Here is a 25,481-nt window from a genome sequence, read left to right as displayed (position 1 = left end):
TAACAGAAAGGGAGTGTTATGGTTGATTGAAATTAATAACTTAGTCAAACATCGCGGAAATCAAGAAATCTTATCAGGTATCAGCTTTAAAGCTAGGCCAGGTAGAGTAACTGGTTTTTTAGGTCCAAATGGGGCAGGTAAAAGTTCTACACTTCGCATATTGCTTGGATTAGATCGTGCCACCTCAGGAAGTGCACTAATTAATGGCAAGCCATTCGCAAAATTATATAATCCTGCAGTAATAATAGGTGCAACATTGGATGGATCTGGAGCTCATCGTAGGCGAACAGGGCGGGCACATTTACGATGGATTGCTCGTGCCGCAGGATTGTCTCACTCACGTGTCGAGGAAGTTCTGAACATGGTAGGTCTTACTAAAGCAGCTGACAAAAGAGTCGGGAATTATTCTCTTGGTATGGGGAGAAGACTCGGAATGGCAGCTGCGCTACTGGGTGATCCCAAAATATTGGTTTTAGATGAACCCGTGAACGGGCTTGACCCGGAAGGAATTCGCTTTATTCGGACATTTTTACGTGAACGTGCTGAGTCCGGAAACACGGTGTTACTATCCAGCCATCTAATAGGAGAGCTTGCAGAGACTGTTGATGATGTGGTGATTATTAAGCATGGGAAAATCGTTGCAGATGGCACATTGGAGGAAGTAATGGGTAACCATTCCTCGCTGGAGGAAGCCTTTTTTGCCCTGACATCTGACAAAGCAGGTGTCGTTGTATGAGAGCATTCAACGCAGAACTATCTAAATTGTTCTCCCTGCCCGGCATATGGCTTGCCTTTCTTATTGGAGCATTTGCCCCAGCGTTCATATCTGCCTTGGACAGTATAGCACAAAAAGAGGAGATTATAGCTGGGGTTAGCGCACGACTATTGGAAGTTGGCTATATTGGACTAGCTCTTGGTGTGCAAGGTGTCATTATTCTAGGTGTGCTTGCTGTCAGCAGTGAGTTTTTGACAGAGAGTAGTGAATCTGGCGGAGGTCAACAGATTACAACAAGTTTAACTGTTGTTTCATCAAGGCTTTATTTTTTGCTGGCAAAAGCAGGCGCTGTGACAGTAATCAGCATACTGTTTTGTGTTGTGGCTATAATGACAACTTTGACAGCTACGCATCTGGTTCTTGGTGAATATACCCCTGCATTTGAATGGTCTAAACTGATCGGTGCAGTTTGTTACTGGACATTCACTGCTCTTTTGGCATTTGGGATTACTGTTCTAACTAAGAATGGCACGATTCCGCTTACTGTGCTCATCATAAATACATCCGTAGTATCATTCAGTTTCCTGCTTTCTAAGGTTACAAAGTTGGCGTTATACTTACCAGATAGGGTTGGCCTTGAAATGTTTATGTTTCTGAGCGACAGATTTCTCTCCCCGTTTACAGGCGGCTTAGTCATGTTTGCCTGGGTAGTCGTTCTTTTCATTGTTGCAGCTATTGTATTCCATAGGAGGGACGTTAACTCATGAGTGTCCTTTCCAGAAGAAACAGAACACAGATCCTTCGTGCTGAACTAGATAAATTAGTTACATTACCATTGACATGGCTCACTCTTATGGGTGCATTCATTCTTAATTTACTTTTAGCCGCAGCTTTTACTTCGGTTGGACTACAAGGTGCAGCAGGGACGCAAAGTATACTGAATATAGGGCTTGCTACTATGGGATATCTTCAAGCAGGGTTCATTATTCTTGGAATCCAAGCTGCTTGTTCGGAGTATACCGATGGACAGATTCGAACTACATTAATTACGATACCTTGGCGTGGGCTTCAACTATCCACGAAGTACTTGGCATTGGCAATCATAACCATTCCTGCGGCTTTTATTATTACTGCATCAGGTGTACTTTATACTTTTATTAGGATGAGAGACACAGCAGTAGGGTTTGAAATAGGCATCATGATCGAAGCACTGGCAGGTGCAACAGGCTATCTAACCTTAACCACACTTCTCAGTGCAGCTATGGGAGCTTTATTAAGACGCACCACACCTGCTTTAGTGGTACTGCTTGGTTATTATTTCGTTATCAGTCCATTGACGAGAGATTTCCTGCCTAGGTTTAAAAATTATTTTCCGGATACGGCAGGGTATTATATGTATATGATGCCTTCTCCTGATGAAATAAACGCCCTTACACCAATGCAAGGGACAGGTATTTCAATATTATGGACAATAATCTTTATTACAATAGCTATTGTATTTTACCGTAGGCGAGATGCTTAAGTTAAAGTTTCATCAATTCAAAAATATAACGGTAGTGATTTTTGATTATCGATTAGATGAATATCTAAGTATCCCAATGCTACTTGGAGGAGGTTTAAGTTCAATCTCGGTGAACCGTATCACAAATTGAGGCAATACTTCTGAAGAAAATTTGCAGGCCTGTATTTACAGAATGCGGACGCTTAAAAATAGGTTAGGTCAGTCTTTATGGAGTATATGGTGTAAACAAGCTTATGCCGCTTTTTTATTGTTATACAACATATGGATTTGGTTTGAATGACAGATTCATTCTTTAAACTTTTGTCTTGTTTTCTCCGTTATATGGGGTTGCTTCTTCATGTTTCCCTCCTGCTAGCGAATAAGAATATCATCCGACAAATCATAAAAAACTGAAGTAGATAAGGATTTAATCAATCTAATTACGCATAACTAACTGGTTGAGGGACAAGAACATGGTCCCATAATAAGTCGCTATATTAGCGGCTTTTTTTTGTATTCAACGAAAACTAAAAAAATTCTGCAAAAACCGTATTGACATTATTGAACTACAGTTGTAGTATTAATTTGCAACTACAACTGTAGTTTGCAAAAATAAAAATTAAATTATAGGAGAGGAGCATTACCAAATGAAAGCAGCAACGAAAGTAGCAATCGCGACACTAAGCAGCATTTTATTAATGGGTTCTTCCGTAAGCCTCGTGGCGAAGGCGCAATCCTACGAGAAATCCCAAGAAGCCGCTGTTAAAAAAACAGCCGAAGCAGCCAAGCCTATATCTGCTGAGGAAAAAAAGTTTATCGAACAAGAGATCCAGAGAGTGAAGAAGTTGACCCAAGAGTCGGGTGATATGTATGTCCTGTATCATAAGTACCCAAAATTAAATAGCGGATTTGATATTAGCTATTGGGGAGGGGTACATGAATTCGCTACATACGAGGACTACTTGAAAAAAGCTTCAACCCTGAAGGGGTCCATTCTGCAGGAGCCTGCCAACCTGCCAAAGGGATATAAGTTTATATCAGCGGTCATTGAAGGTCCGATCGAAGGAAAGTTCGTTGATGAAGTAAGGACCGAAGGTAAGAAGAGCGGAAAGCCCATCTATGTGAAAAAGATCGATTGGAAAGAGGCGGCAACCATCCGTATTAAATATGCGAGCGGAAAAGACACGCTGGGCTTTTCCAAGTATACGGTAGATTCGAAGGGAAGCAAGAAAAAAGGTTTCTTTGACGATAAGCTGCCGAAGCATGTCTTTCCAAAATACGTTTTTTGGAATGATGGCGGCAAATTCGAATACAGCATTTCAACCTCCTCTTTGGATATGTCCAGGAAACAGAAGATCGAAGTGCTAAAAGCAGCCGTGAAAAAATAACATTTTGCGCCAGCTATATTTTTTCTCGGACAGGCGCTCCAAAATACGATGACATGTGTTCTTTTGCAGATCATCATGCCGGACAGGCGGGGCGAATCATTTTTTCGTGTAACAAAAACGAGAAATTACGGTCTGCCAAACAAGTTGACATTACTAAACTACAAATGTAGGATGTGTATTATTACTACATATGTAGTCTGAGTAAATTGACTTTGGAGGTTTCATTCATGAATCAAATACCACCGATTACGGATGCAGAACTGGAAATTATGCGCGTATTGTGGACAAATCCGGACTGCCCTTCCAGCGAGGTCGTAAAACAAATGACGGATCGAATGGGGTGGAGCCCCAATACGACCCGGACGCTCCTAAGTCGTCTGGTGCAGAAGGAAGCAGCGGGTGCGAAATTGGAAAAGGGTTCAAAGCGCACCCAACTATTTTATCCGATCATCAGCGAGCAGGAGTATCTGCAGTTCGAAACCAAATCTTTCATGAAAAAGCTTTATGGGGGAGCTTTAAAGCCGATGCTGGCTAACTTTCTGCAGGATAAAAAACTGAATGCGCAAGAAATCGAGGATCTAAAGGCTTTGTTCGACGATAACCGCAGCGACGGGGAAACAGAAAAGAGAGAGCCCTGATGAGTTTTACATTGTATGAAAATTTATTATCTATTTTCGGCTGGTTAATTCGCGGATCGTTCATGGCCTCCATCCTGATCGTACTTGTCCTGATCCTGCAATTTCTATTAAGAAACAAGATTGAGGCCAGATGGAAATATTGGCTATGGCTTCCTGTGGCCATACGCTTGCTGCTCCCTTGGGCTCCGGAATCCTCGCTTAGCCTATACAATGTTTTGTCTTTGGAGGCCATAGCACCCGGTATTCATCAACAAACTCAAGTTTCATCGGGTGGGAAAGAAGCGGGGAGAATAAGCGAGGCGACGGTTCATGTGGAGCGCTCTACAAACCCGGAAGCAAGCGGGACCTCGGAAGTACCTGCTCCATCCCTTGAATCGGGACTCGTGCAGGAGAGAGGCTTTTGGTGGAAGGGGTTCAACCAAATAGGCTTCAACAATACGCTGATTGCGGTTTGGCTTGCGGGGGTGCTGCTTCTTGCCGCGAAAACGGTATACGACCAGCTTCGATTGAAACAAGCCCTGCGCACGGGCCGAAAGATAGATACGCCTTTTCTATCGGCAGTGTTTCACGAGACGAAACAGCAATTAGGCGTGAAGCAAAAAGTGCAATTTCTGTCCAGCGAGCGAATTCCTGGACCTGCCGTGGTCGGTTTTAGCAAGCCGGCGATCGTCATTTCGCCCAGTCTGCTCATCACGCTGAAAAAAGATCAACTTCAATATATTCTGGCGCATGAGTTCGCACATATTCAGCGACGGGACATCGCCGTGAACTGGTTGATGCATATCATCCTGATCATCCATTGGTTTAATCCGTTATTATGGCTAGCCGTACGTAAAGCAAGACAGGATCAGGAGATGGCCTGCGATGCATGCGCCTTGAATCGGATGAGCCCACAGCAAAACAATGCATACGGACAAACGATCATCCATGTGTTGGAGCATTTTTCAGGAAACCAACGCCAGCCGGGGCTTGCCGGCCTGTCTGCCACACATAAACAAATGAAAAGGAGACTTACGATGATTAAACATTTTCACAAAAAATCATACCGCCTGTCCATTCTGGGGATGGGGATGATTCTAGCGCTTGGCAGCGTGACATTGGTTAATGCCAAGGAAAGCGATGCGGGGAGCGTAACACCAAAGGCTTCCGTACAATCGGAACAGGATCTAAAAGCTGCTGGGAATAATGATCAGGATATTATCTACCCCGAGGGGGATGTAGACCGTGAGTTCAACAAGAAAGAGCTGGAAAAGGCCCGAAAAAAAGCAGAAGCAGCAGCCAAGGCTCTGACTCCAGAGGAAAAGAAGTATATCGAAGATGAGACCAATAGAGTGAAGAAGCTAAGTAAAGAGACCGGTGATATGTACGTTCTGTATCATAAATATAAGGATCTTAACAGCGGTCTCGATCTAAGTTATTGGGGAGCGGTAGAAAAATTCTCTGCTTACGAGGACTATTTGAAAAGAGCTTCCACTCTGGAGGGTTCCATTCTGAAGCAGCCCGCCAACCTGCCGGAAGGATATAAGTTTGCCAAAGCGAGAATTGAAGGTCCAACCGAAGGAAAGTTCCTTGATGAAGTAAGGGCCGAAGGCAAGAAGAGCGGAAAACCCATCTACGCGAAAAAGATAGATTGGAAAGAGGCGGCAACCATCCGACTTGAATATACGAACGGCAAAGATACGCTGGCCATTTCTAAATATATGTTAGACGCAGAAGGAAGCAAGAAAAAAGGTTTCTTTGAGGATGACTTACCGGCACATATCTATCCAAAATACGTTTTTTGGCATGAAGGCGGCTTCGAATACAGCATTTCAACCACATGGGATATGTCGAAGGAACAGAAGGTCGACATTCTGAAAGAAGCGGTGCAGAAATAATATTTTGAGCAAGCTTTGGTCTTGCGCGGGTAAGCCCATGCAGTCCTGGAAATAGGATTGCATGGGTTGTTTTATTGATCATGATTTCTTGTAAATTGACACAAAAGCCCCCTTGTAATTAACGGTAGGGTGTTTCACACTTTTTAGAAGGCTTTTTACATATCGAGCTTCCTGTCGGAGGACAAAAACATAGTCTCATTGCAAGTCGCTATTAAAGCGGCTTTTTTGTTTTATCGGTACAAGTTCTTGTCCCGAGCCAAGGACAAGAACTTGTACCGATTGCCGTAAATGTTTATTAAGCTAACGGGCAGGAATGTTGGGAAATGGAAACGAATACATAATCTAGCTTCCCAAAATAGGTTGATTAACGTGATTTCAACATTCGAGTAATGAAAGCATCATAAAACTAAAAGGGGTAAATTTTAATATGAAGGATTTACATAATTTTGTATCAGATTACACGAAAGATAAGAAACATTTACATCTTGCTATCGGGATTATTAGGGAGGGAGATATTGAATACTTTTCGTTTTGTAATAGTAAAAAGAAAAGTATGGTCCCTCCTGAGAATATGTTGTTTGAAATCGGATCCATAACCAAAGTTTTTACATCAATACTTTTATTAGAAATGGAACAGGAAAAACTGCTTTCCTCGGATGACATGGTTGGTAAGTTTGTGCAGAACGCTGAAAACGATTATTTGAATAAAATTACCTTGAAAAGCCTTGCTACTCATACCTCTGGATTACCTATATTGGCAACCAACCACATTTTGGCTAAAAAAAGATCGAATCCTTATTCAATGTATACCGAGGAAGATTTGACTGCTTTTTTAGCTAATGCTGACTACACGGATAGCATTGGTTCGTTTGGATATTCCAATATCGGTGTGGCCTTACTGGGAAACATTCTATGTAAGGTGTCAGGAAGCAAGTATGATGAACTGTTAAAAAAATATATAACCTGTCCATTAAAGATGAATGAGACAGCCGTTATGCTTGATTCAGAACAGAATGGCAGGTTTTTGAATGGACATGCTTCAACTGGGAAAAGAGTCCCTCACTGGGATCTCGGTATACATGAAGGTGCTGGTGGTATTAAGTCCTCTGTTAGTGATTTGAGTTTATTTGTCCAAGCCAATCTAAATGATGATAATCCGATAGCCTCTACACTACAAAAAAGTCATCTCCCGATATGGACCGGAAATTCAAACCGTTATTTTGGCTGGGGTGAGGATAAACTTCTAGATAAAGATATCCTCTGGCATAACGGGGGTTCAGCTGGTTTTAATAGTTATCTAGCTTTCAACAAGGAACTCCGTGTAGGAATTGTGTTGCTATCAAACTATTCTTTTTTCTCCAATGTTCTTATGGATTATTATTTTGCTCAAATAATAAAATGGATTACTAAAAAAGAGCCTTCTCAAGGAACGATGATAGACTCTACAGGTAAAAAAATATTTGAAGCAATCATACATAGAGAAAAGTCATTAAAGTAACGGGAGACGATAGTTGAATAAAGCCAAGAAGGCAGCCGGTCAGATTGATCAGCTGCCTTCCTTAAATTAATGGGCAGGATAGCGTGGTGCAATGGTTCATTTGTTTAGATAATGTGAAAAGTCAAGAATGGTTTACAAGGTGGAACAGATATGGATGTCGAATCCAGATGCGCAGGCGGTTGAACTGCTGAAGTAGCTAGCGTACAACCACAAAATATACGGACAGGCAGTCTGAAGGCTGAAACGGGCCCAAAGGCTGCCTTTTTGCTCCCTACAGAAAAGCCCGATCGCTGGGATTGAAATGCGCCATTAAAATTTGTATGTTGGATTCATACCATTTTTTAAGCAAAAGGAGCCATGGCCGGTGAGATTGGCAGAGGATTATCTTAGGCTGCGAAGCGCTTATTCCGACGAAAAAGAAGGGGAGCCGTTCCGGGTGACGATCGACGGGCTGGCCGAGGCCCTGTACTGCACGCCCCGTAACGCCAGGCTGATCCTGCGCAAAATGACGGACGCCGGCCTGGTCCGGTATGCGGCCGGGCAGGGCAGGAGCCATCGGTCGGAGCTGACGTTTCTGGCGGACAAGCGGGAGTTCGTGATTCTGGAAGCACAGCATTACGTGAGGCAAGGGGACTTGCAAGGCGCGCTGCTCTGGGTAAAGGAGCAGGCGGGCGAACCCGAAGTGAAGCAGCGGTTCATGGACTGGCTGACCGGGTATTTCGGATACCGCATGGAAACGATTGGGGAGGGCCGTATTGTGGAGACGCTTCGCCTGCCGATATACCGGCCGATCGTGACGCTGGACCCGGCGGACGCGATGTATGCTTTCGACACCCATATGATCCGCCAGATCCATGCGACCCTGGTCGAGCTGGATAGGGCGACCGGCAAGGTTATTCCGGGCGTCGCACTTCATTGGGAGCCCAGTACGGATGCCTGCCGTTGGACATTCCATTTGCGGAAAGGCGTGACGTTTCACGACGGCACGGAGCTTACGGCCGATGACGTCAAATACAGCCTGTTCCGCGTTCAGCAGGAATCCAAAAATCATTCCTGGCTGTGCAGGGACATCGTTGAGATCTACGCTGAATCCCGCTATATAGTCCGCATGGAGCTGCGTCAGCCCAACGTTCTGTTCGCGGTATTTATGTCTCACACGGGGGCAGCGGTCCTTTCCCGCAACACTGGCGAGTCCGGGACCGGAAGTGTTCCCGGCAGCCTGCCCGTCGGGGCCGGGCCTTACCGGATCGCTAAGTTTACGCCGGGGATGTGCGTTCTCGAGGTATTCCCAAATTATTATGCGGCCCGGGGCCAGATCGATCGTATCGAAGTGATGATCATCCCGGACACCGGTGGAGAATGGACGGTAGAGACCAATCCGGGGGTACTGGTCGTCGAGACGGGAGAAGCCCGCCGTCAGGAGCTGAAGACATGGCGGCGCAGCCGTCTCGTCACCGGATGCAGCATGCTGACCATAAACCTCGCAAAGCCGGGAATCCTGCAAACTGGTTCCTTCCGCAGAGTACTTGGACTTGCGGTTGACCGGAGCCGCATGGTTCGGGAGCTGGGGTACCCGTACTCCTTTCCATGCCCCGGTTTTCACCTTGAGCCGAAGCCGGCTTCCGCTGATCCAATGTATGATCTGGAAGAGGCAACCAGGGAATTGAAACGATCCGGATACAGTGGAGAGGGGCTGAAGCTGTACGCTTACCGGCGTCATGAGCAAGCGGCTTACTGGCTTCAGCAGCAATATGGTCAGGCCGGGGTCCGGCTGGACGTGCATATTGTACCCTGGGAGGACATGATGAAGGAAGAGCGGATCCGGGAGGCGGACCTGATCCTGTTTGAGGCGTTGCTGAGCGAGGGGCTGCTTCGGCAGATCGAATATTTGCTGTCCCGGTACAGCTTCATTCGCAGCATGCTGGATCCCGAATTGCAGGCGGAGGTAGATGGGCTTGTGGGGCAGCTGCTTCAGAAGGCGGAACCGGAAGCCCGGGACGAGGCGTTTCAGCGATTGGAGACCTGGCTGATGGAACGCGGCACGGCCGTCTATTTGACCTACAATGAAGCCCGGGTGCTGTTCCATCCGGCGCAGCAGGGTGTAAGGCTGAATGCTGCCGGTTGGGTAGATTTTAAGGACATCTGGTTTAAAGGAGAAGGGTAATGGCGGGAGAGCTATAACGGATACGGTACGGGAAAACATGACATGTGACGAAAGGGGAAATGTTTCCCGGAAAGATTACCTTTTTCTTAAACCTGTGCGGAAGTACAATGATCACAGCAGATGAGATGAAAATTTACCAACGAAGCGAAGGTGAACGGTATGGAAATTATGTTGGATGATTTAAGAGGGCCGGAAATTGCCGCGTTGATCCGCGAGCATCTTCAAGGCATGGCGGAGGAGTCGCCGCCGGAGAGCGTGCACGCCCTTGATCTGGACGGGCTCCGCCGGCCGGACGTGACGTTCTGGAGCGCGTGGGAGCAGGGAGAACTGCTTGGCTGCGGGGCACTCAAGGAGCTCGATCCTGGCCACGGCGAGATCAAATCGATGCGGACCGCATCCGCCCACCTACGTAAAGGCGTGGCCCGATCCATCTTGGCCCATATGATTGAGGAGGCCCGGCAGCGGGGATACCGGCGGCTGAGCCTGGAGACAGGATCGATGGCGTCGTTCGAGCCGGCCAGACGGCTGTACGCGGCCTTCGGGTTTGAGGAGTGTGGGCCATTTGCGGACTATACGCTCGATCCTTACAGTACCTTTATGACCCGAGAGCTGTAACCTAAACTTGCGGAGCTTGATGTAAAAAAAGGACATGCTTCCTGCCACCAACTCACGTCGGAGGACAGAAACATTGTCCCATTGAAAGTCGCTATTTTAGCGTTTTTATTTTATCGGTACAAGTTCTTGTCCCGAGTCAAGGACAAGAACTTGTACCGATTGCCGTAAAGGACAAGAACATGAGCCGATTCCCGATTAGATAAGTATCTAACTATGTTTCCATGCAATTTCATTAAGCTAACGGGCAGGATTGCTCAATACAATCATAGAATACCTAATATCGGATTTGATGTTGAGAGGGCAGCGCTATTATCCAGGCGATGATTTATTATCCATGTACGATTCCCGGTTGATGGCGCTACATGTATATGATAATAACTGAAGTTATGCCCAACACAGGTGACACTTTGGTACGATTATGGGTCTACAACCGTGAAAAAAACTGCGAAAGTTTAGCGGATTTTGTGCAAAGATGAATTAAATCAACTTATACATAGCAACCGCACCTCTAAATCGATAGACTCTAGTTGAGGTTGTAGTGATGAAGGACGGCCGTCTCATACGAAGGGGTGTAACAAATGAACGAAATCATAAAGAAGAAGCTGCTGGACAAAAATGAACTACTGATCAACATGGTGATCGAACGCGCAAGAAGAGATTTTCTAGACGATATCGCAATTATTGGGCTTACTGGTTCGTTTAGCACCGGGGACTTTCACGAGAAGAGCGATCTTGATTTAATTATCATAAATAATACAGAAAGGGGATGGGGAATATCCGATTGCTTCATCTTGGATGACGTTGGCTATGACATCTATTGCACACCATGGGATACAAGAATACACGCACAATCCATCTTAGAGAGTCCCAACGTATCGAGCCTAACCGAGCTCAAAATTCTCTATTATGCAAAGCCTGAGGATTTGGAGAAATTGAACGACTTTAGGCAAAAAGCTCTTGATGCGCTTGCGGAGCCGATAGGAGAAGCGTGTCTTAACCGAGCAAAAAAATGGATCGATCTGGCTAAGCAAGCATACAGCGATACGATGCTGGGTGATAATATTGGTTCAGTGAGACATGCATCTGCCGGCGTTCTGTACAATCTGGTCAATGCCTTGGTCAGCATGAATAACACGTGCATCAAACGAGGAATCAAGCGATATTTAGAAGAAATACGCTCGTATCGCTATGTTCCAGATGATCTCGAATACTTATACATGTCAGTCATCGAAGCTCATACCATTGAAGATATCCGAATGGCTTCTTTTAATATGTTGAACAGCGTTACGAGGTTACATAGCAAGATGTGTGATAACTTCATTGCTAAACCCGCTCCGACATTTGATAATCTGAGGGGAACTTACGAAGAATTGTGGTGCAACTACCGCAATAAAATCTTGAACAGTGTTAAAACGAACGATGCCTCCTATGCCTTTCTTTCGGCCTTTGGAGCACAAGGATATCTTGATGAAATGGCTGCGGAGAAAGGAACCAAGAAATTTGATCTCATGCAGTACTTTGATGCAAGTGATTTACCAGTAATGAAAGAGAAGTTCCTTGAAATGATGGATGAATATGTAGACGAATATGGTAAGGTCGGCAGAGAAGTCGAACGTTTTACAACCTTCGAGCAATTATATGCCCATTATATCAATCATTGATCTTATATCCCAGTTCGTAATAAGTCCGCGGAAACGTGACGGTTGACAAATATATCCAATAAAATGGGATTTTTGAAGGGCCGTGTAGAATTAGTTTCTATACGGTCTAATACGAGTTTTATTAGAAATCAACCAGCCGGACAATATATGTCCAATGACACAAAAGTGACCACATTGTTGGAATTTGACACAAATAAGACTACATTATAGATAAGACGTTATACCGAGGGGGAAATGTGATTAAAGTTGATTTAAAAATTCTAGTTTTGATTATTGGTATATTCTTAATTTCATCATACTTAATTGGATGTACAATGAATAAGGAATCAAGTGGGGAAACAAAGATTTTCGAAATTGCCAATACAGAAGAGGTTTTTGGTAAAAAGGATGAAGAAATGGTGACTGTTAGAAAGCACTATATGATTCTAAATCCACCGAAGGATTTAATACAATTGAAAGAATTAGTTGAAAAATACAGTAAGGATCATCCAGTTGAAGGCGAAATTAAAATAATAGAAGGAAAAAACCGGATTTTTTATATGTACTTCTATAGGGAAAGCAAGGATTTTCCAAGAGACTGGCAGCCCGATGAAAGCTACATGAATACAGATCGGATAGAACATCATAAGCATGATCTGATTACATCAATAATTTGGTCAGATGTAGACTCACAAAAAGAATACTATAGTTATGACAAAAGTAAGGAAGGGAAGGTAATTAAGAGAATGCATTTTATTGAGGATCAGCTTGTTGAGTGATACACTATCCATCCACTAAAATATAAAACAGATATGCAGCAGGTTACATTTTATACCGTGATGGCCGGTTGATATATTAAATGTGTCTTTATTTATCCTTGTAGATGTTACATATTCTCAGCTCCTTGCGTTTAGCGATCATATAGAATTAATGTAACATGGCTGAACGGAGACGACAGAGAAACTTATTTGTCAAAGGACAAGAACATAGTTCCATAGAAAGTCGCTAATTTAGCGGCTTTTTTGTTTTATCGGTACAAGTTCTTGTCCCGAGTCAAGGACAAGAACATGAGCCGATTACCGATTAGATAAATATCTAACTATGTTTCCATGTAATTTCATTAAGCTAACGGGCAGTTTATCGTGAAAGGATCTCGATATGGATTTTGATAACATCAGATTCTAATTATGGAGATTTGGAAGAGGAAGATGGAATTCATAATAAAGAATGCATGTAAGAAGAAGGAACAAGGAGTTGCGAGTTAGGTCTTACTATATAATCATAGTTCGGTATTACTACTTTCTGTCTGTCCCATTGGACCTAGATCTGTTATTATAAAACAAATAACGGAAAAGGCGAGGACATCAGCATGGCTAAAAAATTGAATATCTTTTTATCTTTTCTAATATCTATTATCATCGCGTTCAGCTGCGGTGTGTATTTCTCGGAAGACTTGGGTTATAGTCGGAGTGAACCAACTATAGTTAAAGCTGAGCAAACAGTGGATACCGAAAACGAACCTTCCAACGGAGATGGCGAAAAAGGCGCAACGATTTCCACGGCTCAGAATCAAGGAGGTAACGAAACGGCCAACGACGAACCCGAAGCTACCCGAGTGACTGCGGAGAATCGTTTCAGCGACCCAAGAGAGTTCAGATACAGTGTCAATTCAGCGAACGGTATCACGCTGACGTGGCTCGTCGATAATTTGACCGGCAAAACGATCAACTACTATACCGTGAAGGTCAGCACATTTAATCCCGTAGGAGACCCTTCGTATGATGAACACTCCGGAAAGAACTCATTCAATCTTCAATATGTCGGTCCGGTCATACCGGGGTTAGAACTCGGTGTGTTTGAGCTCTTCACGTATCAAGGTGCTTTGGATTCAATACGTATCGACGAAGTTGAACTGGAATACGCGGATGGCACCAAAGAAACCGTCGTCTACAATCGCACGACTAAGGACGATAGCGGGCTCAATACTAGATAGGAAAGTTTATTGCCACTTGCATAGTATTCATGTAAGAGGAAAGAACATACATATCCATTTAAGTCCGCGTTTTACGCGGATTTTTTATGGTTTGAATTTTGTTATTTTCTCGTAATTTAGATTGAAATATCTTCGAGTGTATATTAGGATATTGAATGTTCATGGTGAACAAACTATATTTTTATCGATGTCAGATAAGGTACTAGATCCGATTTCAGTCGTTCAACTAACGGGAAACGTTAGTTATTAATAAAGATAGGGAGGCAGCCGGTAAAATTATCGGCTGCTTTTTCGTTAAGACAACGGGCAGATTAGCGTAACTTGGATCAACATAAAACCAAAAGTTGGACGCAAACTCCGTGTGGCAGTGTTCAAGTTGACTTGGAGGAATTAGGGGTAGGTTGCCTCTGCCGATTCATCCCTAATTTGAATTTTTGCCGAGTGGATCTATGTACTGCTTCCCATCCTCCGAAACACATATACGGGGATCAAGGAAGTGGCCCTGTCCTCTTAGAGGCAGCTCGTGCGATGGGGATGGATCAACGGAAAGCCTTCGGAAAGTAGAACTTCCGCTAGCAATGCCGGTTTTTATGGTGGGAATTCGGACGGCAACCGTTCTGATCATCGGAACTGCAACCATAGTGGCTTATATTGTGGCCTTGGTAGTATCATCCTCTTGGAAATCGACCAAATCGACCAGAATGATAACGGATTAATCGTGCTTGGAGGTAGCCACTTTTGTGTCAATTATGTTTCATGATTTGTCAATAGACAATATATGTCGGTGTCGAGGGACAAGAACATGAGCCGATTGCCGATTAGATAAGAAAGTTTATTAAGCTAACGGGCAGATTACGTCAACAAATCTGATTGTAGAGGTGTCCCATATATTGTAAGATTGCGTAGAAGGCTAAGCTTATTGGGGAGCTGTGTAAAATGAAAAAATTGATTTCGCAAGCTTACACATTACTTAATGAACATGGGTTCGATTGGTCAATTTGTGGTGGTGCTGCTATTGATTTATATCTTGGCAGACAGACCAGAATTCATAAAGACTTAGATATTGCTGTGTTCTGGGAAGATAGAAATTTGATCATTGATTTGATGTTAAGTTCGGGATGGAGGGTGCTTCAGGCTTGTGGTGGTGGAGTAGTCCATGAACTGAATAAGAAACAAGATGAGAAGTTTGAAAAGAGGAATCTATTTTGTTTCACTGTCAATGAGCACCGAGTTAAACTTGAAGCGATTGGACAAGACAAATATCGGTTTGGACTAGAGAAGGTTGAACAACAATACTTTACGTATGTAGAGTTTCTCTTCAATGAGCGTAATGATGGAAATTTTTTCTTGCTAGGAGAAACTAAAATAAAACGCGAACTAAAAAAATCCATTTTATCATCATCCGATGGAGTTCCATATCTAGCTCCTGAAATAGTCCTTTTTTATAAATCAAGTTATTTAGATGGCAGCGATGCTGACTACCATAATCAAGACTTCGATTCAGCCTTAACATGTTTTAGTTTGGAGCAAAAACAATGGTTAAGATGGGCTATTGAGACGGAGTATCCTCAAGGTCACGTCTGGTTAGAAAGGTTAAACTAACCAGAAACTATAGCTTAATGAACACCGCTGCAGCCGCGTTTCGGCGAAGTCTATCATTTCTCCGTGGCCGGCATTGTTCACCAGATGATTGAAAGTGGGACTATCCCAAGTAGATTGCAAGGTCGAACAGACTGTCTTAGCAAAGGCCGCAAAGCTGGCGATGTTTCCAACATCGAGTTGTAGAGCGACTGCTAGAGTCTAGCTGTATATGTTCGGATGATAAATTTCAATTTTGAACGGATGCGCCCCTTTTACACTCAGGCGCATCCTTGGTCATGCTACACTGATTTTGTCAATTATTATATTGAATTGTTGAGTGTATTTTCTAGTAAATCATCGTTGCTCCCTGTTTTGCAACCATTTAACCGTCCCAATGAAGCCTGCCAGTCCTATTAAAAATACCAGAAAATAACTGGTATTTGCCAAGGGAAATGATGCGATGCCGTTTTCCTGCAAATGCAAAGCAGGTACAGACCAGGGCAGATACGTGCCAATGGCAGTAGGCCCAAATACCAATGCCAGCATCAAAGTTGTAAAAGCAAAGCCGATCGGCACCAGATAACCGCGCGATATACAGGCCAATAGGGCAAGAGGGGCACTTAATAAAAGGTGGAGAGCACCAATGATAAGTATTAGGAACAAATAATGTTGTACAATCGCGAACGAAAAGCCAGGAAGGCCAATAGCAAAACCAAGTACTAAGGCATAAGCAAAGCTGATCAACATCACTACAAAACACCAAAATATAATTGCGACATATTTGGCAATCGCTATTTTACCGCGCGATATAGGCAAACCGAGCAAATCCTTAAGCGTCCGATCAGAATACTCACGGCCAAATGTCCAGCTTGTCACCAATCCAAACCCCAGCAGCCCAAACACGGATGCATACAAAAACGCAGTCCGTTCAAAAAAAGAAGGCCAATCGGGCTGTCCCAAGAACAACGTGATGACAAACAATATAAACAGAAGCGTGCCCCATAAAACAAAGGATCGACGCAATTTGTAAATTTCAACGCTACAGGCTGTCAACAATGGTCTCATTTTCGTTTTCCCTCCTGGGCTCCGATTACTTTGAGAAAATAATGTTCCAAATTCTCTTCTTCAATGTTAAGCATGGTGAGCGGCACTTCGTGATGAGCAAGCAATCTCGCAATATGTTCGGGATGCTTCACGGCATGATCATCCGGTAGTGCAAGGCAGTTATCCGGAATCGAATGTACCGCATACCCGGAGTCTGAAAGAATAGCTTGAGCCTTCCGAGCATCCTTCGTACCGATCATCAACTGCTTTCGGCGGATGGTTTCAAAGTCTTTTGTTGTCAGTTCTTCAAGCAATACGCCTTTGTGAATAATGCCGATTCGAGAAGCCATTTTGGACATTTCCTCAAGGATATGGCTCGATATAAACACGGTAACCCCTTGTTGAGAAGCTAGAGCTTTCAGCATCTCCCTTATCTCGACAATTCCGGCAGGATCAAGCGCATTGGTTGGCTCATCAAGAATCAGAACGTCCGGCTTATGAATTAACGCTTTGGCCAATCCAAGTTTCTGCGCGTTACCAAGTGACAAATCTCTTGCCTTACTATCCGCATATTGGGTCAAATTCAATTGCTCCATAATTTCGTCAACTGCCCTCGGAACCGGTAATCCTCGCAACCTGGCCATCAAACTCAAGTTTTCCCTAACCGTAAAGTTAGGGTAGGCATAAGGAACTTCCACCATATAACCTACTCGTCTCGACAAATCTGGATTCCCATTCGCCCAGCGCTGACCAAACAAATACACTTCTCCGGAAGAAGGCTTACTCATTCCGAGAAGAGCTCGAATGGTTGTCGTTTTCCCTGCGCCATTCAACCCCAGGAATCCATAGATTTCTCCTTTTTTAACGGAAATCGAAACGCGATCCACAATGACTTTATTCCCGTATTGCTTTGTCAGGTTAATGGTTCGAATAATCTCTTCCATAGAAACAGTCCTTTCCGTATCATCAATTTAAACTCAGTTCATTAATAGTGCCGGCAGTCACCTGAGATGTTCTAAAAGATCGCCGCAGGCTTATCCAAATCAGTTTTCGCGATAAATGAAATTCAAGTAATTCAAAATCGATGTGGTATCATCAAAGGAGGTACGCAGTGCGATGTAACCATCGGGACGAATCAATACGAGTTCTTCACTTGCTACATCATAAATTCTATAGGCATTCCCTGCTGTGTCTATTATGCCTTCCGCCCCCTCCACGTTCGATGGCAGGATATAATGCACATGGAGTTCGTCGTTGGTGAAGTTCTTCAGAGAAGGATCGATGCAGTTTGCAAAAGCCAAAAGCGTCCAGTGCGGACCGCGCAATAGGTCAAAGACACTTCCTGCAAACCTGGTACCTTGCAGGCCCGTAGCATTAGGAGCACGATCTCCAGGAAATGAACGGTTAGCATTTGTTCGAGCAGACGGACGGGTAAGCGAACTTAACCGATAGGAAATGAGAAGCCCACTCGTCAGATCGTCGGATATGGTGCTCAAGGATTGGGACAATGTTCCACCTTCAGTCGCCGTTCCTACAACCTTTCCCATCTTTTTCGTGCTGTCCTCGAGCACGGCTTGAGCCACAGGGCGGCGCTCCTCATCGTACGTGTCGAGCAAGGCGATGTCCGCTCCGCGTATGACGGCCGCCAGCTTCCAGCCGAGGTTGTAGGCGTCCTGTATCCCCGTATTCATGCCTTGACCGCCAGCTGGCGAATGAACATGAGCAGCATCGCCGGCAAGAAAAACCCGTCTGTTGCGGTAACATTCAACCATACGGACGTTGACCCGGTAGATGGACAGCCAGGAAGCATCCGTGAGCCGAACACGTCCGGCCCCGGCGCGACGGTCAAACATGGCTTGATACGCCTCTAGCGACGGCTGCTCTGGTTCTTCGATGTCTGCCGGAATTGTAGCCTGCAGTTGCCAAATATCGGATTTCGGCAGCGGTGTCACCCCGACCATCCCCTCCGAAGATGTCCAGATATGGATATGGTCACGATCCAACCCTTCCAATCGTACATCGCCAAGATACCATCGCTCATCATCGTGTGTTTCTCCAACCAGCGGCAACTGAATAAACTTGCGGATATTGCTTTTGCCCCCGTCAGCGCCGACGACATAACGAGCGCGAATTTGCTCTTCTCCTTGCGGTGTATTCACGGTTACCGTCACACCATCCAAATTCTGTTCAAGCCCTACAGCTTCCACGCCCAACTCGACTTGACCGCCAAGCGCCGCATAGCGGTCGCGCAATGCTTTTTCCACATCATACTGAGCAATCCAGACCGGATCACGATAGGGTGTCTCCAGTTCGATGCTGGCTGCAACGGTAATAGCCGGCTTGTCCACACTCCTGCCATCTGCGTTATAATAACGTACAGGCAAATCCACGACCCCTGTGTCCATAATGTAACGAACGGCCCCCAAATCATCGGCGACCTCAAGCGAGCGGGGCTGGATTGCTTTGGCGCGAGACGCTACGTTATATAAGGCACTTCGTTCAATAATACGATGGTCGACGTCTCGACGGGCAAGGTCGCAGGCAAGTGTAAGCCCTGTTGGTCCGGCCCCGACAATGAGAACATCTACAAAAGACTGCACGGTTTTCATGGATAAAATCCTCCTTGATCATTGATTTTGATATGTTGCATTAAATACACTACACCGTGCAGTGTAATTTGTAAAGTGGAACTCATTTTTGATAGTATACCTGTAGGGGGGAAACGTAAGCATGGATAATACGGAAAACAAAAAAATCCGCAAAGGCTCTTCAGACAAACGAGCTAAAATTATTGCAGCGGCACGAGATCTGTTTCTTTCAGATGGGTTTGATCGCTCCAGCGTCGATGCGGTCGCAGCTAGAGCGGGGGTTTCCAAAAGGACCGTTTATGATTATTATGGCGACAAACAGAACTTGCTGCTTGCTGTTGTGGAAGAAACCAGTCAGGCGGTTCTGGACATGATCAAGCAAGGGATATCAGACTACCTGTGGGAATTCGAGGATCTGGAGCAGGCGCTCATCTTATTCTGCGAACAATTCGTAGCTTCTGCGAACGGTTCGTCCGATTACAGCGCTCTGATCCGTCTGGTTACAATGGAAGCCGCCAACCTGCCAGCCTCGTTTTTAGAAAAGCTGGATAACGCAACGGAAGAGGGGATTATCAGGAGGTTTACCGAGTTTGGACAAAACGGACTGCTCGATGTGCCAGATCCTGTAATGGCTACAAAGCACTTCGCTGCCTTAACGTTTTTATTGGTATTTGATCAACCGATAAAAGCAGGGGATCTGGAGAAGGAACAAACCAAACGTATCATCACTGAAGGCGTACGCGTCTTTCTTTGCGCTTATGGAAAACGCACCGTTCAAAACGAAAATCAACCATCATACTGATTGCGATTTTGCTTAACGATAAAAGACTAGTGGGGCCACCAATTTAACGTAAATATACGCTAAGGTTGTGTAGGCACTTCAAAACTGATTTCCAAGTAAATGACCGTTAATGTTCAGAAAATGTTGGCAGATGCAATATAAAAACAGAGCGAAGTCCCATTGGGAGGGATCGCTCTGTTTTTTATACCCGATAGCATGGGGTGATACAGATCTCGCCTGTCGCCGGCGTGTCTGCTGTGGCCCCTGCAGCTGTAATTTGTATGGAGTTAAAGGTCAATTTGTCAGCTTTCTCAAAATGCTTGCAGATAGCCGCCCCACCAAAATGCAGATAAACCCTTACGAAAAAAGGTTTTTTTATTTTTGTTTCTCTCTGTACGTTTCGGTTTTTGCGTTCGTAACATTTTTGGCTTGTGTCCTCACTTCTTGAAAAATTGATTTTTTAGTCGTGGCCACACATTGGGTTACACTAAGATATTTTTTGGCGGCGTTGCGACTTTTTCGGAAGCGAGCATGCTCCGTTCAGACCATTATGTTTCCTTAAAGCAAAGCAACCGCCCTATCCTCTGTCGAAGGCAGGGCGGTTCAATTTGTTCTGCTCCGAATACTCCGCGTAAAAGGCGGTCAGAAGCTTGAAGGCGAATTATTGAATCGTCGTTGACGATTCAGAACTGGAATCGAACAAGCTGCTCGAATGCGTTTCTTTATGCGTCTTAAACCCGAATTATATAAAGGAATATTTCAAACTGACGGAACCTATAGAAGGATTCGATATTCCATAACATGAAGAAAAGCCACTTCTATCTAACGAGACTCGAATAGTACTGTGTCCGAGTTTAGTGGAAAGCGCCTTGATAGTGGCACCAGCTATGATCGAAATGCTGGCATGCTTAGCCTTGATTCACCGTAGAAGGCCAAATGTCCACATTTGTATATGGAATGTAAACACGTGTATATGCAATGTAAACACATGTATATGCAAAGTAAACACATGTATATCGATGCTTCATTGCCCTCTACTTATAATGAAGTTGCCGCAGCAAATAGCATGGATGGTCATGCGGGTTGCTTGTGGTAAATCTGTGCAAATTACAACGGGAGGGATATTCGTGGGTTTACGGCAGAGGGTTATTTTTTTAGTCATATTTGTTACCGCTTTCATAATGGTGACCACCCCTTCGGAGAGGTCCAATGCCGCAACAGGGAATATGGCTCTAGGGAAGGCGGCTTATTCGTCGTCGAACGAAGTGGATTTTTTCGGACCTGAAAAAGCGGTCGATGGGGGCACCGAAAATGCAAGCCGCTGGTCTTCCGAAAGAACGGACGATCAGTGGTTTTACGTTGATCTGGGCGAGGCTGTAGAAATCGGAAGAGTCATCATCAACTGGCAGACTCCGGCGGAGCAATATCAAATTCAAGTATCCGACGATGCGGTTTCCTGGCGGAACGTATTCGCGGACAACCGCGTGCTCGTCGCGTCCGGGCCGGGTGAAGATACGATCGATTTCGAGCCGACAGTGGCGCAATACGTCAAGTTTCAAGGGGAGACGCGACGTCCTATTGAAGGCGTTTATTACGGATACTCCTTCTGGGAATTCGAGGTATACAAAGGCAGACCGCAACTGCAGCCAATCATGGACGCGGTGAAAAACAGCATCGTCGTCTCCGAAGGGGATACCCTGCTGAATCTGCCCGCTGTACCGGAAGGTTATACGCTGACGCTGGTGAACACGGACAGCTTGCCGGTGATCGACGTGCAGGGCAATATTCATGCGCCGCTTGTCGATACTCAGGTTCAGCTGCTGCTGCAAATCCAGAGCGACAGTGATCCGACATATCTCTTAACGGATAATGCGCTAGTCATTGTACCCGGTCTCTATGAGCAGACGAGCGAGCGGAACCCGGAGCCGCGCGTCATTCCTTCTTTGCGCGAGTGGCTGGGCGCGACCGGCGAATTCCGCTTGTCGGAGAAATCCAAAATCGTCATTCGCGCAGATGATGAAGCGGCTCTGCGGGGGACGGTTGACATTTTGCAGCAGGACTTATTGGATTTAACGAAGTTGTCACTGACAGTTGAGGTTGGTTCTCCTCAAGAGGGAGATATCTATTTGATGCTGGATGCCGCGCAAGCGGGATTGGGGAGAGAGGGATATGAGCTGAATATCAGCGAGTATGCTTCTGTTGCTGCGTCCGAGCAGACGGGAGTCATGTTCGGCACGAGAACGATCTTACAGCTTCTCGGCCACGCTGCCGATCATAAGGCGATGCCTAAGGGGCAATCGCGCGATTATCCGAAATACCCAGATCGGGGCTTTATGCTCGATGTGGGCCGCAAGTTTTATACGATCGAGTTTTTGCAGGACTATGTCAAGCTGATGTCCTACTATAAGATGAACCGGTTCCAGATTCACCTGAACGATGATGTCGGCGATGTCGGTTACTTCCGTCTGGAGAGCGAGAAATTTCCGGGAGTGACGAGCAAGGACGGCTACTATACAAAACAGCAATTCAGAGACCTGCAGCTGCTTGGGATGGAATACGGCGTAAACGTCGTGCCGGAAATTGATACGCCAGGCCACTCCGGCGCGTTCATCGCCTACGATTCTCAATTGGGCAGCAACAATCAGCTGGATATCAATCGTCCAGAGACGCTCGACTTCATTAAAGCACTCTTTGACGAGTATCTCGACGGCAGCAATCCGACCTTCGTCGGCCCGGATGTGCACGTCGGCACGGATGAATATTTCGGCGACGACAAGGAGGCGTTCCGCAGGTACGTGGATATGCTCCTTAACCACATTAACGGCAAAGGCAAACGCGCCCGTCTATGGGGCAGTCTGTCCGCATACGACGGCACGACGCCGATCAGCAACAATGCGACGATGGACATCTGGTATGAGCCGTACGGAAGCGCTCAGCAGGCCGTGGAGCTCGGCTACGATATTATCAATACCAATACGAATTTGCTCTACATCGTACCGCAGCTGTACCGCAGCTATTTGAATTACGATTTTATTTACAACGAGTGGGAGCCTAACGATTGGCTGGAAACGAAGCTTCCTTATGCGCATCCGCAGGTCAAAGGCGGCATGTTCGCGCTCTGGAACGATGTGTCCGTAGAGAAAGGCGTATCCATGGCGGACTCGCATCAGCGGATCTTGCCTTCCATGCAAGTGCTGGCGGAAAAGCTGTGGAGAGGCAACCGCATCAATCGGAACTTCGCAAGCTTCCAGGCGGATGCCGCAAGGTACGTGGACCCGCCGGGTGTTCATCAGTCCCACCAGCTTCAAATCGACAATGAGCGGCATCTCGTGCTGGATTATACCTTCGACGAAGGCTTCGCGGACCGTTCGGGGAACGGCTTTGACGGCAACGCGGTGAATGCAGGCACAGAGAAGGGAATCTTCGGTCAAGCCGTGAAGCTAAACGGCGGGGCCAGCTACGTGGAAACGCCGCTTCGCACGCTTGGTTTCGGCTGGACGATGTCCATGTGGATCAAACCGGACGCTGACAACCCGCAAGGAGCTGTGCTGCTGGAATCTCCGGACGGACAGCTGAAATACAACATTGGGGGCAGCGGCAAAATCGCCATCACAAAAGAAAATTACGTCAGCGAATTCAATTATAAGCTGCCGACCGATCGCTGGACCCATGTCATGATGATCGGCGACGACACGGGGACCTCCATCTTCATTAACGGCAGTGAATATACGGCTACTCTCAAAGACGGCTCCAAGCTGGAAACATTCGTTCTGCCGGTAGCCAAAATCGGCAGCGAAACGAATGCTTTTAAAGGCTTGATTGACGAACTCATCGTAAGGAACACCTACTTGGACCTGCATGGAAATCTGGCTTTGCATAAGCAAGCTGAATCCTCGCAGCCGGAATCCTCGTCCTACACGGCGGATAAAGCGGTGGACGGCAGAGGGGATACCAGATGGTCCAGCGAATGGGTGGACGATACCTGGTTCATGGTGGATCTAGGTGAAGTGAAGAACATTGATGCTGTATCTATTCTGTGGCAAACGGCTTATGGTTCGAAATACCGCATTCTCGTGTCCGAGGACAAGGAGAACTGGACGAACGTTGTGAAAGACAGCAACGGGGAGATTAACGGAAAGCCGGGACGAGTCGTGACTACCTTCCAGAGCACGCCAGCCAGATACGTGAAGTTCGAAGGCGTGTCCAGAGCTACTATGTTCGGCTATTCCTTTGAGGAATTTGAAGTGTACGGCGAGGAATATAAACTCGGCAATCTACGGCCGATTATCGACCTGTTGACGGCTATCGAGGCCGACAAGCTTGTGGAGGACAATTACTCACCTGAGGGCTGGGCACAGCTTCAGCAAGCGATTGGGCAAGCGACTGCGGCTATTCAAACCGCCCAGCTGTCCCGTCCTGAGGCCGAACAGGCGTATGCAGCGCTGAGCGTTGCGCGTGATCGTCTAACGATCGAAGACGTAATGGGTCTGATCGAGCTTAATGTAAACGGAAGTATCGCATCCAACCTTTACCTCCCGCAGAAAGGGCAGTTCGGTACGCGCATCGTCTGGAGCAGCTCAAAGCCCGACTACCTGAATGCGAATGGACAGTTGTTGAAACGTCCGTCAAGCGGGTCAGGCGACATGGAGGTCGTGCTGACCGCGACGATCAGCAAGGGAGCTGCATCCGCGGAGAAAACGTTCAAGATCAAAATCAAAGCGCTGCCTGGCTCCGGCGGCGGAGGATGGGTTCCGACTCCAGTAACTCCTGGTCCGGAAGGAGGCCAAAACGGCGGTTCGAATCCGGGAGGTGAAGATCCGGGCAATGGCAGCGAGAACGGCAGCGGCAATGAGAACGGCAGCGGCAACGGCGGGGAGTCCGGCGGCTCGACAACGGTTCGGCTGAACGATATTGCGAGCCATTGGGCAGAAGCGTCCATCAAACGGGCGGTTGAGCTTGGATTCGTAGCGGGCTACACCGACAAGACGTTCAAGCCGAATAAGACGGTCACAAGAGACGAATTCGTCGTCATGCTGATCAAAGCGTTGAAGCTGCAAGGTGCGAACAGTTCGCTGGACTTCGCGGACGCAGGCTCGATTCAAACCTGGGCGAAGCCTTATATTGCGCAAGCCTTGGAATCCGGACTGATCAGCGGCTATGCGGATGGGACATTCCGACCGAAGGTTTCGATTAGTCGGGCAGAACTGGCAGCAATGATTGTTCGCGGCTTGGGTCTGAAGACTGCAAAAGGGCATGAGCTCTCTTACGCGGACGCGGATCAAATCCCGGCTTGGGCGAAGCCGTACGTGGCAGCAGCCCAGGAGGCGGGAGTGATGAACGGTCGCGGGGACAACCGGTTCGCGCCGGCCGCCTCGGCGACGAGAGCTGAAGCAGTGACCGTTATTCTGAATATGCTTGATGCGCTTGCGGAGTTGAAGGAACAGGAGCAGAACTAATT

At 46.3% G+C, this 25,481-nt stretch carries 18 protein-coding genes and 1 pseudogene; 16 read left to right on the top strand and 3 right to left on the bottom strand.

The annotated features are described in order from the left end of the window. Positions 1–22: 22 nt before the first annotated feature. The 14 genes and pseudogenes from OHJ21_RS07995 to OHJ21_RS07930 all read left to right on the top strand — a co-directional run bounded on the left by OHJ21_RS07995 (position 23) and on the right by OHJ21_RS07930 (position 15,631). The gene (locus OHJ21_RS07995; protein WP_486019746.1) at positions 23–736 is read left to right on the top strand and encodes an ABC transporter ATP-binding protein; all 714 of its coding nucleotides are present in this window, start codon (positions 23–25) and stop codon (positions 734–736) included. Beyond that, positions 733–1,482, top strand: coding sequence for an ABC transporter permease (locus tag OHJ21_RS07990; protein WP_486019745.1), 750 nt, complete (start codon positions 733–735; stop codon positions 1,480–1,482). The genes OHJ21_RS07995 and OHJ21_RS07990 overlap by 4 nt, the downstream gene beginning before the upstream one ends. Further along, a complete protein-coding gene (locus OHJ21_RS07985) occupies positions 1,479–2,237 on the top strand; it encodes an ABC transporter permease (RefSeq protein WP_486019744.1) in 759 nt (252 codons plus the stop codon). The genes OHJ21_RS07990 and OHJ21_RS07985 overlap by 4 nt, the downstream gene beginning before the upstream one ends. 626 nt (positions 2,238–2,863) lie before the next feature. Next, positions 2,864–3,604, top strand: a complete 741-nt coding sequence (locus OHJ21_RS07980; protein WP_486019743.1) for a hypothetical protein — start codon at positions 2,864–2,866, stop codon at positions 3,602–3,604. A gap of 227 nt (positions 3,605–3,831) precedes the next feature. Further along, a complete protein-coding gene (locus OHJ21_RS07975) occupies positions 3,832–4,242 on the top strand; it encodes a BlaI/MecI/CopY family transcriptional regulator (protein ID WP_100537169.1) in 411 nt (136 codons plus the stop codon). Then, positions 4,242–6,119 (top strand): M56 family metallopeptidase, encoded by a 1,878-nt coding sequence (locus OHJ21_RS07970; protein ID WP_486019741.1) that lies wholly within the window; start codon positions 4,242–4,244, stop codon positions 6,117–6,119. Before OHJ21_RS07975 ends, OHJ21_RS07970 begins: the two co-directional genes overlap by 1 nt. A gap of 427 nt (positions 6,120–6,546) precedes the next feature. Next, entirely contained in the window at positions 6,547–7,617 is a 1,071-nt protein-coding gene (locus OHJ21_RS07965) for a serine hydrolase domain-containing protein (RefSeq protein WP_486019740.1), read from the top strand. Between the two features lie 364 nt (positions 7,618–7,981). Continuing rightward, a complete protein-coding gene (locus tag OHJ21_RS07960; RefSeq protein WP_486019739.1) occupies positions 7,982–9,781 on the top strand; it encodes an ABC transporter substrate-binding protein in 1,800 nt (599 codons plus the stop codon). 159 nt (positions 9,782–9,940) lie between these two features. Continuing rightward, positions 9,941–10,396, top strand: a complete 456-nt coding sequence (locus tag OHJ21_RS07955) for a GNAT family N-acetyltransferase (RefSeq protein ID WP_486019738.1) — start codon at positions 9,941–9,943, stop codon at positions 10,394–10,396. A gap of 578 nt (positions 10,397–10,974) precedes the next feature. After that, complete coding sequence (locus tag OHJ21_RS07950) at positions 10,975–12,057, top strand: nucleotidyltransferase domain-containing protein (protein WP_486019737.1); 1,083 nt, start codon at positions 10,975–10,977, stop codon at positions 12,055–12,057. A gap of 236 nt (positions 12,058–12,293) precedes the next feature. Continuing rightward, complete coding sequence (locus tag OHJ21_RS07945; RefSeq protein WP_100537163.1) at positions 12,294–12,815, top strand: hypothetical protein; 522 nt, start codon at positions 12,294–12,296, stop codon at positions 12,813–12,815. 722 nt (positions 12,816–13,537) lie between these two features. Next, positions 13,538–14,029, top strand: a complete 492-nt coding sequence (locus tag OHJ21_RS07940) for a hypothetical protein (RefSeq protein ID WP_243390687.1) — start codon at positions 13,538–13,540, stop codon at positions 14,027–14,029. A gap of 445 nt (positions 14,030–14,474) precedes the next feature. After that, positions 14,475–14,756: pseudogene (locus OHJ21_RS07935) on the top strand (ABC transporter permease); the annotation flags it as partial. A gap of 209 nt (positions 14,757–14,965) precedes the next feature. Then, positions 14,966–15,631: a nucleotidyltransferase domain-containing protein gene (locus OHJ21_RS07930; protein ID WP_326113686.1), complete on the top strand. Its 666-nt coding sequence runs from the start codon at positions 14,966–14,968 to the stop codon at positions 15,629–15,631. Positions 15,632–15,964: 333 nt separating this feature from the next. Here the strand turns inward: OHJ21_RS07930 and OHJ21_RS07925 are convergent, their stop codons facing one another. The 3 genes from OHJ21_RS07925 to OHJ21_RS07915 all read right to left on the bottom strand — a co-directional run bounded on the left by OHJ21_RS07925 (position 15,965) and on the right by OHJ21_RS07915 (position 19,263). Next, on the bottom strand, positions 15,965–16,675 hold the full coding sequence (locus OHJ21_RS07925; protein ID WP_486019736.1) for an ABC transporter permease: 711 nt from the start codon (positions 16,673–16,675) through the stop codon (positions 15,965–15,967). Beyond that, entirely contained in the window at positions 16,672–17,598 is a 927-nt protein-coding gene (locus tag OHJ21_RS07920) for an ABC transporter ATP-binding protein (RefSeq protein WP_165789639.1), read from the bottom strand. The genes OHJ21_RS07925 and OHJ21_RS07920 overlap by 4 nt, the downstream gene beginning before the upstream one ends. Before the next feature lie 99 nt (positions 17,599–17,697). Next, positions 17,698–19,263, bottom strand: a complete 1,566-nt coding sequence (locus OHJ21_RS07915) for an FAD-dependent monooxygenase (protein ID WP_394055879.1) — start codon at positions 19,261–19,263, stop codon at positions 17,698–17,700. A 121-nt stretch (positions 19,264–19,384) separates the two neighbouring features. On the opposite strand from OHJ21_RS07915, the gene OHJ21_RS07910 reads away from it, so the two are divergent. Next, positions 19,385–20,044, top strand: coding sequence for a TetR/AcrR family transcriptional regulator (locus OHJ21_RS07910; RefSeq protein WP_326113689.1), 660 nt, complete (start codon positions 19,385–19,387; stop codon positions 20,042–20,044). Between the two features lie 1,205 nt (positions 20,045–21,249). Continuing rightward, on the top strand, positions 21,250–25,479 hold the full coding sequence (locus OHJ21_RS07905) for an S-layer homology domain-containing protein (RefSeq protein ID WP_486019735.1): 4,230 nt from the start codon (positions 21,250–21,252) through the stop codon (positions 25,477–25,479). Positions 25,480–25,481: the final 2 nt, after the last annotated feature.

This window comes from Virgibacillus sp. LDC1 (genome assembly GCF_025792345.1).
Lineage (GTDB): Bacteria > Bacillota > Bacilli > Paenibacillales > Paenibacillaceae > Paenibacillus_AQ > Paenibacillus_AQ lautus.
This window is presented reverse-complemented; position numbering and strand designations above follow the sequence as displayed.

Bases quoted from the DNA above. Each gene is read 5' to 3' on its own strand.
- OHJ21_RS07920 (WP_165789639.1), bottom strand. From the start codon at position 17,598: ATGGAAGAGATTATTCGAACCATTAACCTGACAAAGCAATACGGGAAT.
- OHJ21_RS07955 (WP_486019738.1), top strand. From the start codon at position 9,941: ATGGAAATTATGTTGGATGATTTAAGAGGGCCGGAAATTGCCGCGTTG.
- OHJ21_RS07905 (WP_486019735.1), top strand. From the start codon at position 21,250: ATGGCTCTAGGGAAGGCGGCTTATTCGTCGTCGAACGAAGTGGATTTT.
- OHJ21_RS07915 (WP_394055879.1), bottom strand. From the start codon at position 19,263: ATGAAAACCGTGCAGTCTTTTGTAGATGTTCTCATTGTCGGGGCCGGA.
- OHJ21_RS07950 (WP_486019737.1), top strand. From the start codon at position 10,975: ATGAACGAAATCATAAAGAAGAAGCTGCTGGACAAAAATGAACTACTG.
- OHJ21_RS07910 (WP_326113689.1), top strand. From the start codon at position 19,385: ATGGATAATACGGAAAACAAAAAAATCCGCAAAGGCTCTTCAGACAAA.
- OHJ21_RS07980 (WP_486019743.1), top strand. From the start codon at position 2,864: ATGAAAGCAGCAACGAAAGTAGCAATCGCGACACTAAGCAGCATTTTA.
- OHJ21_RS07930 (WP_326113686.1), top strand. From the start codon at position 14,966: ATGAAAAAATTGATTTCGCAAGCTTACACATTACTTAATGAACATGGG.
- OHJ21_RS07975 (WP_100537169.1), top strand. From the start codon at position 3,832: ATGAATCAAATACCACCGATTACGGATGCAGAACTGGAAATTATGCGC.
- OHJ21_RS07925 (WP_486019736.1), bottom strand. From the start codon at position 16,675: ATGAGACCATTGTTGACAGCCTGTAGCGTTGAAATTTACAAATTGCGT.
- OHJ21_RS07965 (WP_486019740.1), top strand. From the start codon at position 6,547: ATGAAGGATTTACATAATTTTGTATCAGATTACACGAAAGATAAGAAA.
- OHJ21_RS07990 (WP_486019745.1), top strand. From the start codon at position 733: ATGAGAGCATTCAACGCAGAACTATCTAAATTGTTCTCCCTGCCCGGC.
- OHJ21_RS07970 (WP_486019741.1), top strand. From the start codon at position 4,242: ATGAGTTTTACATTGTATGAAAATTTATTATCTATTTTCGGCTGGTTA.
- OHJ21_RS07985 (WP_486019744.1), top strand. From the start codon at position 1,479: ATGAGTGTCCTTTCCAGAAGAAACAGAACACAGATCCTTCGTGCTGAA.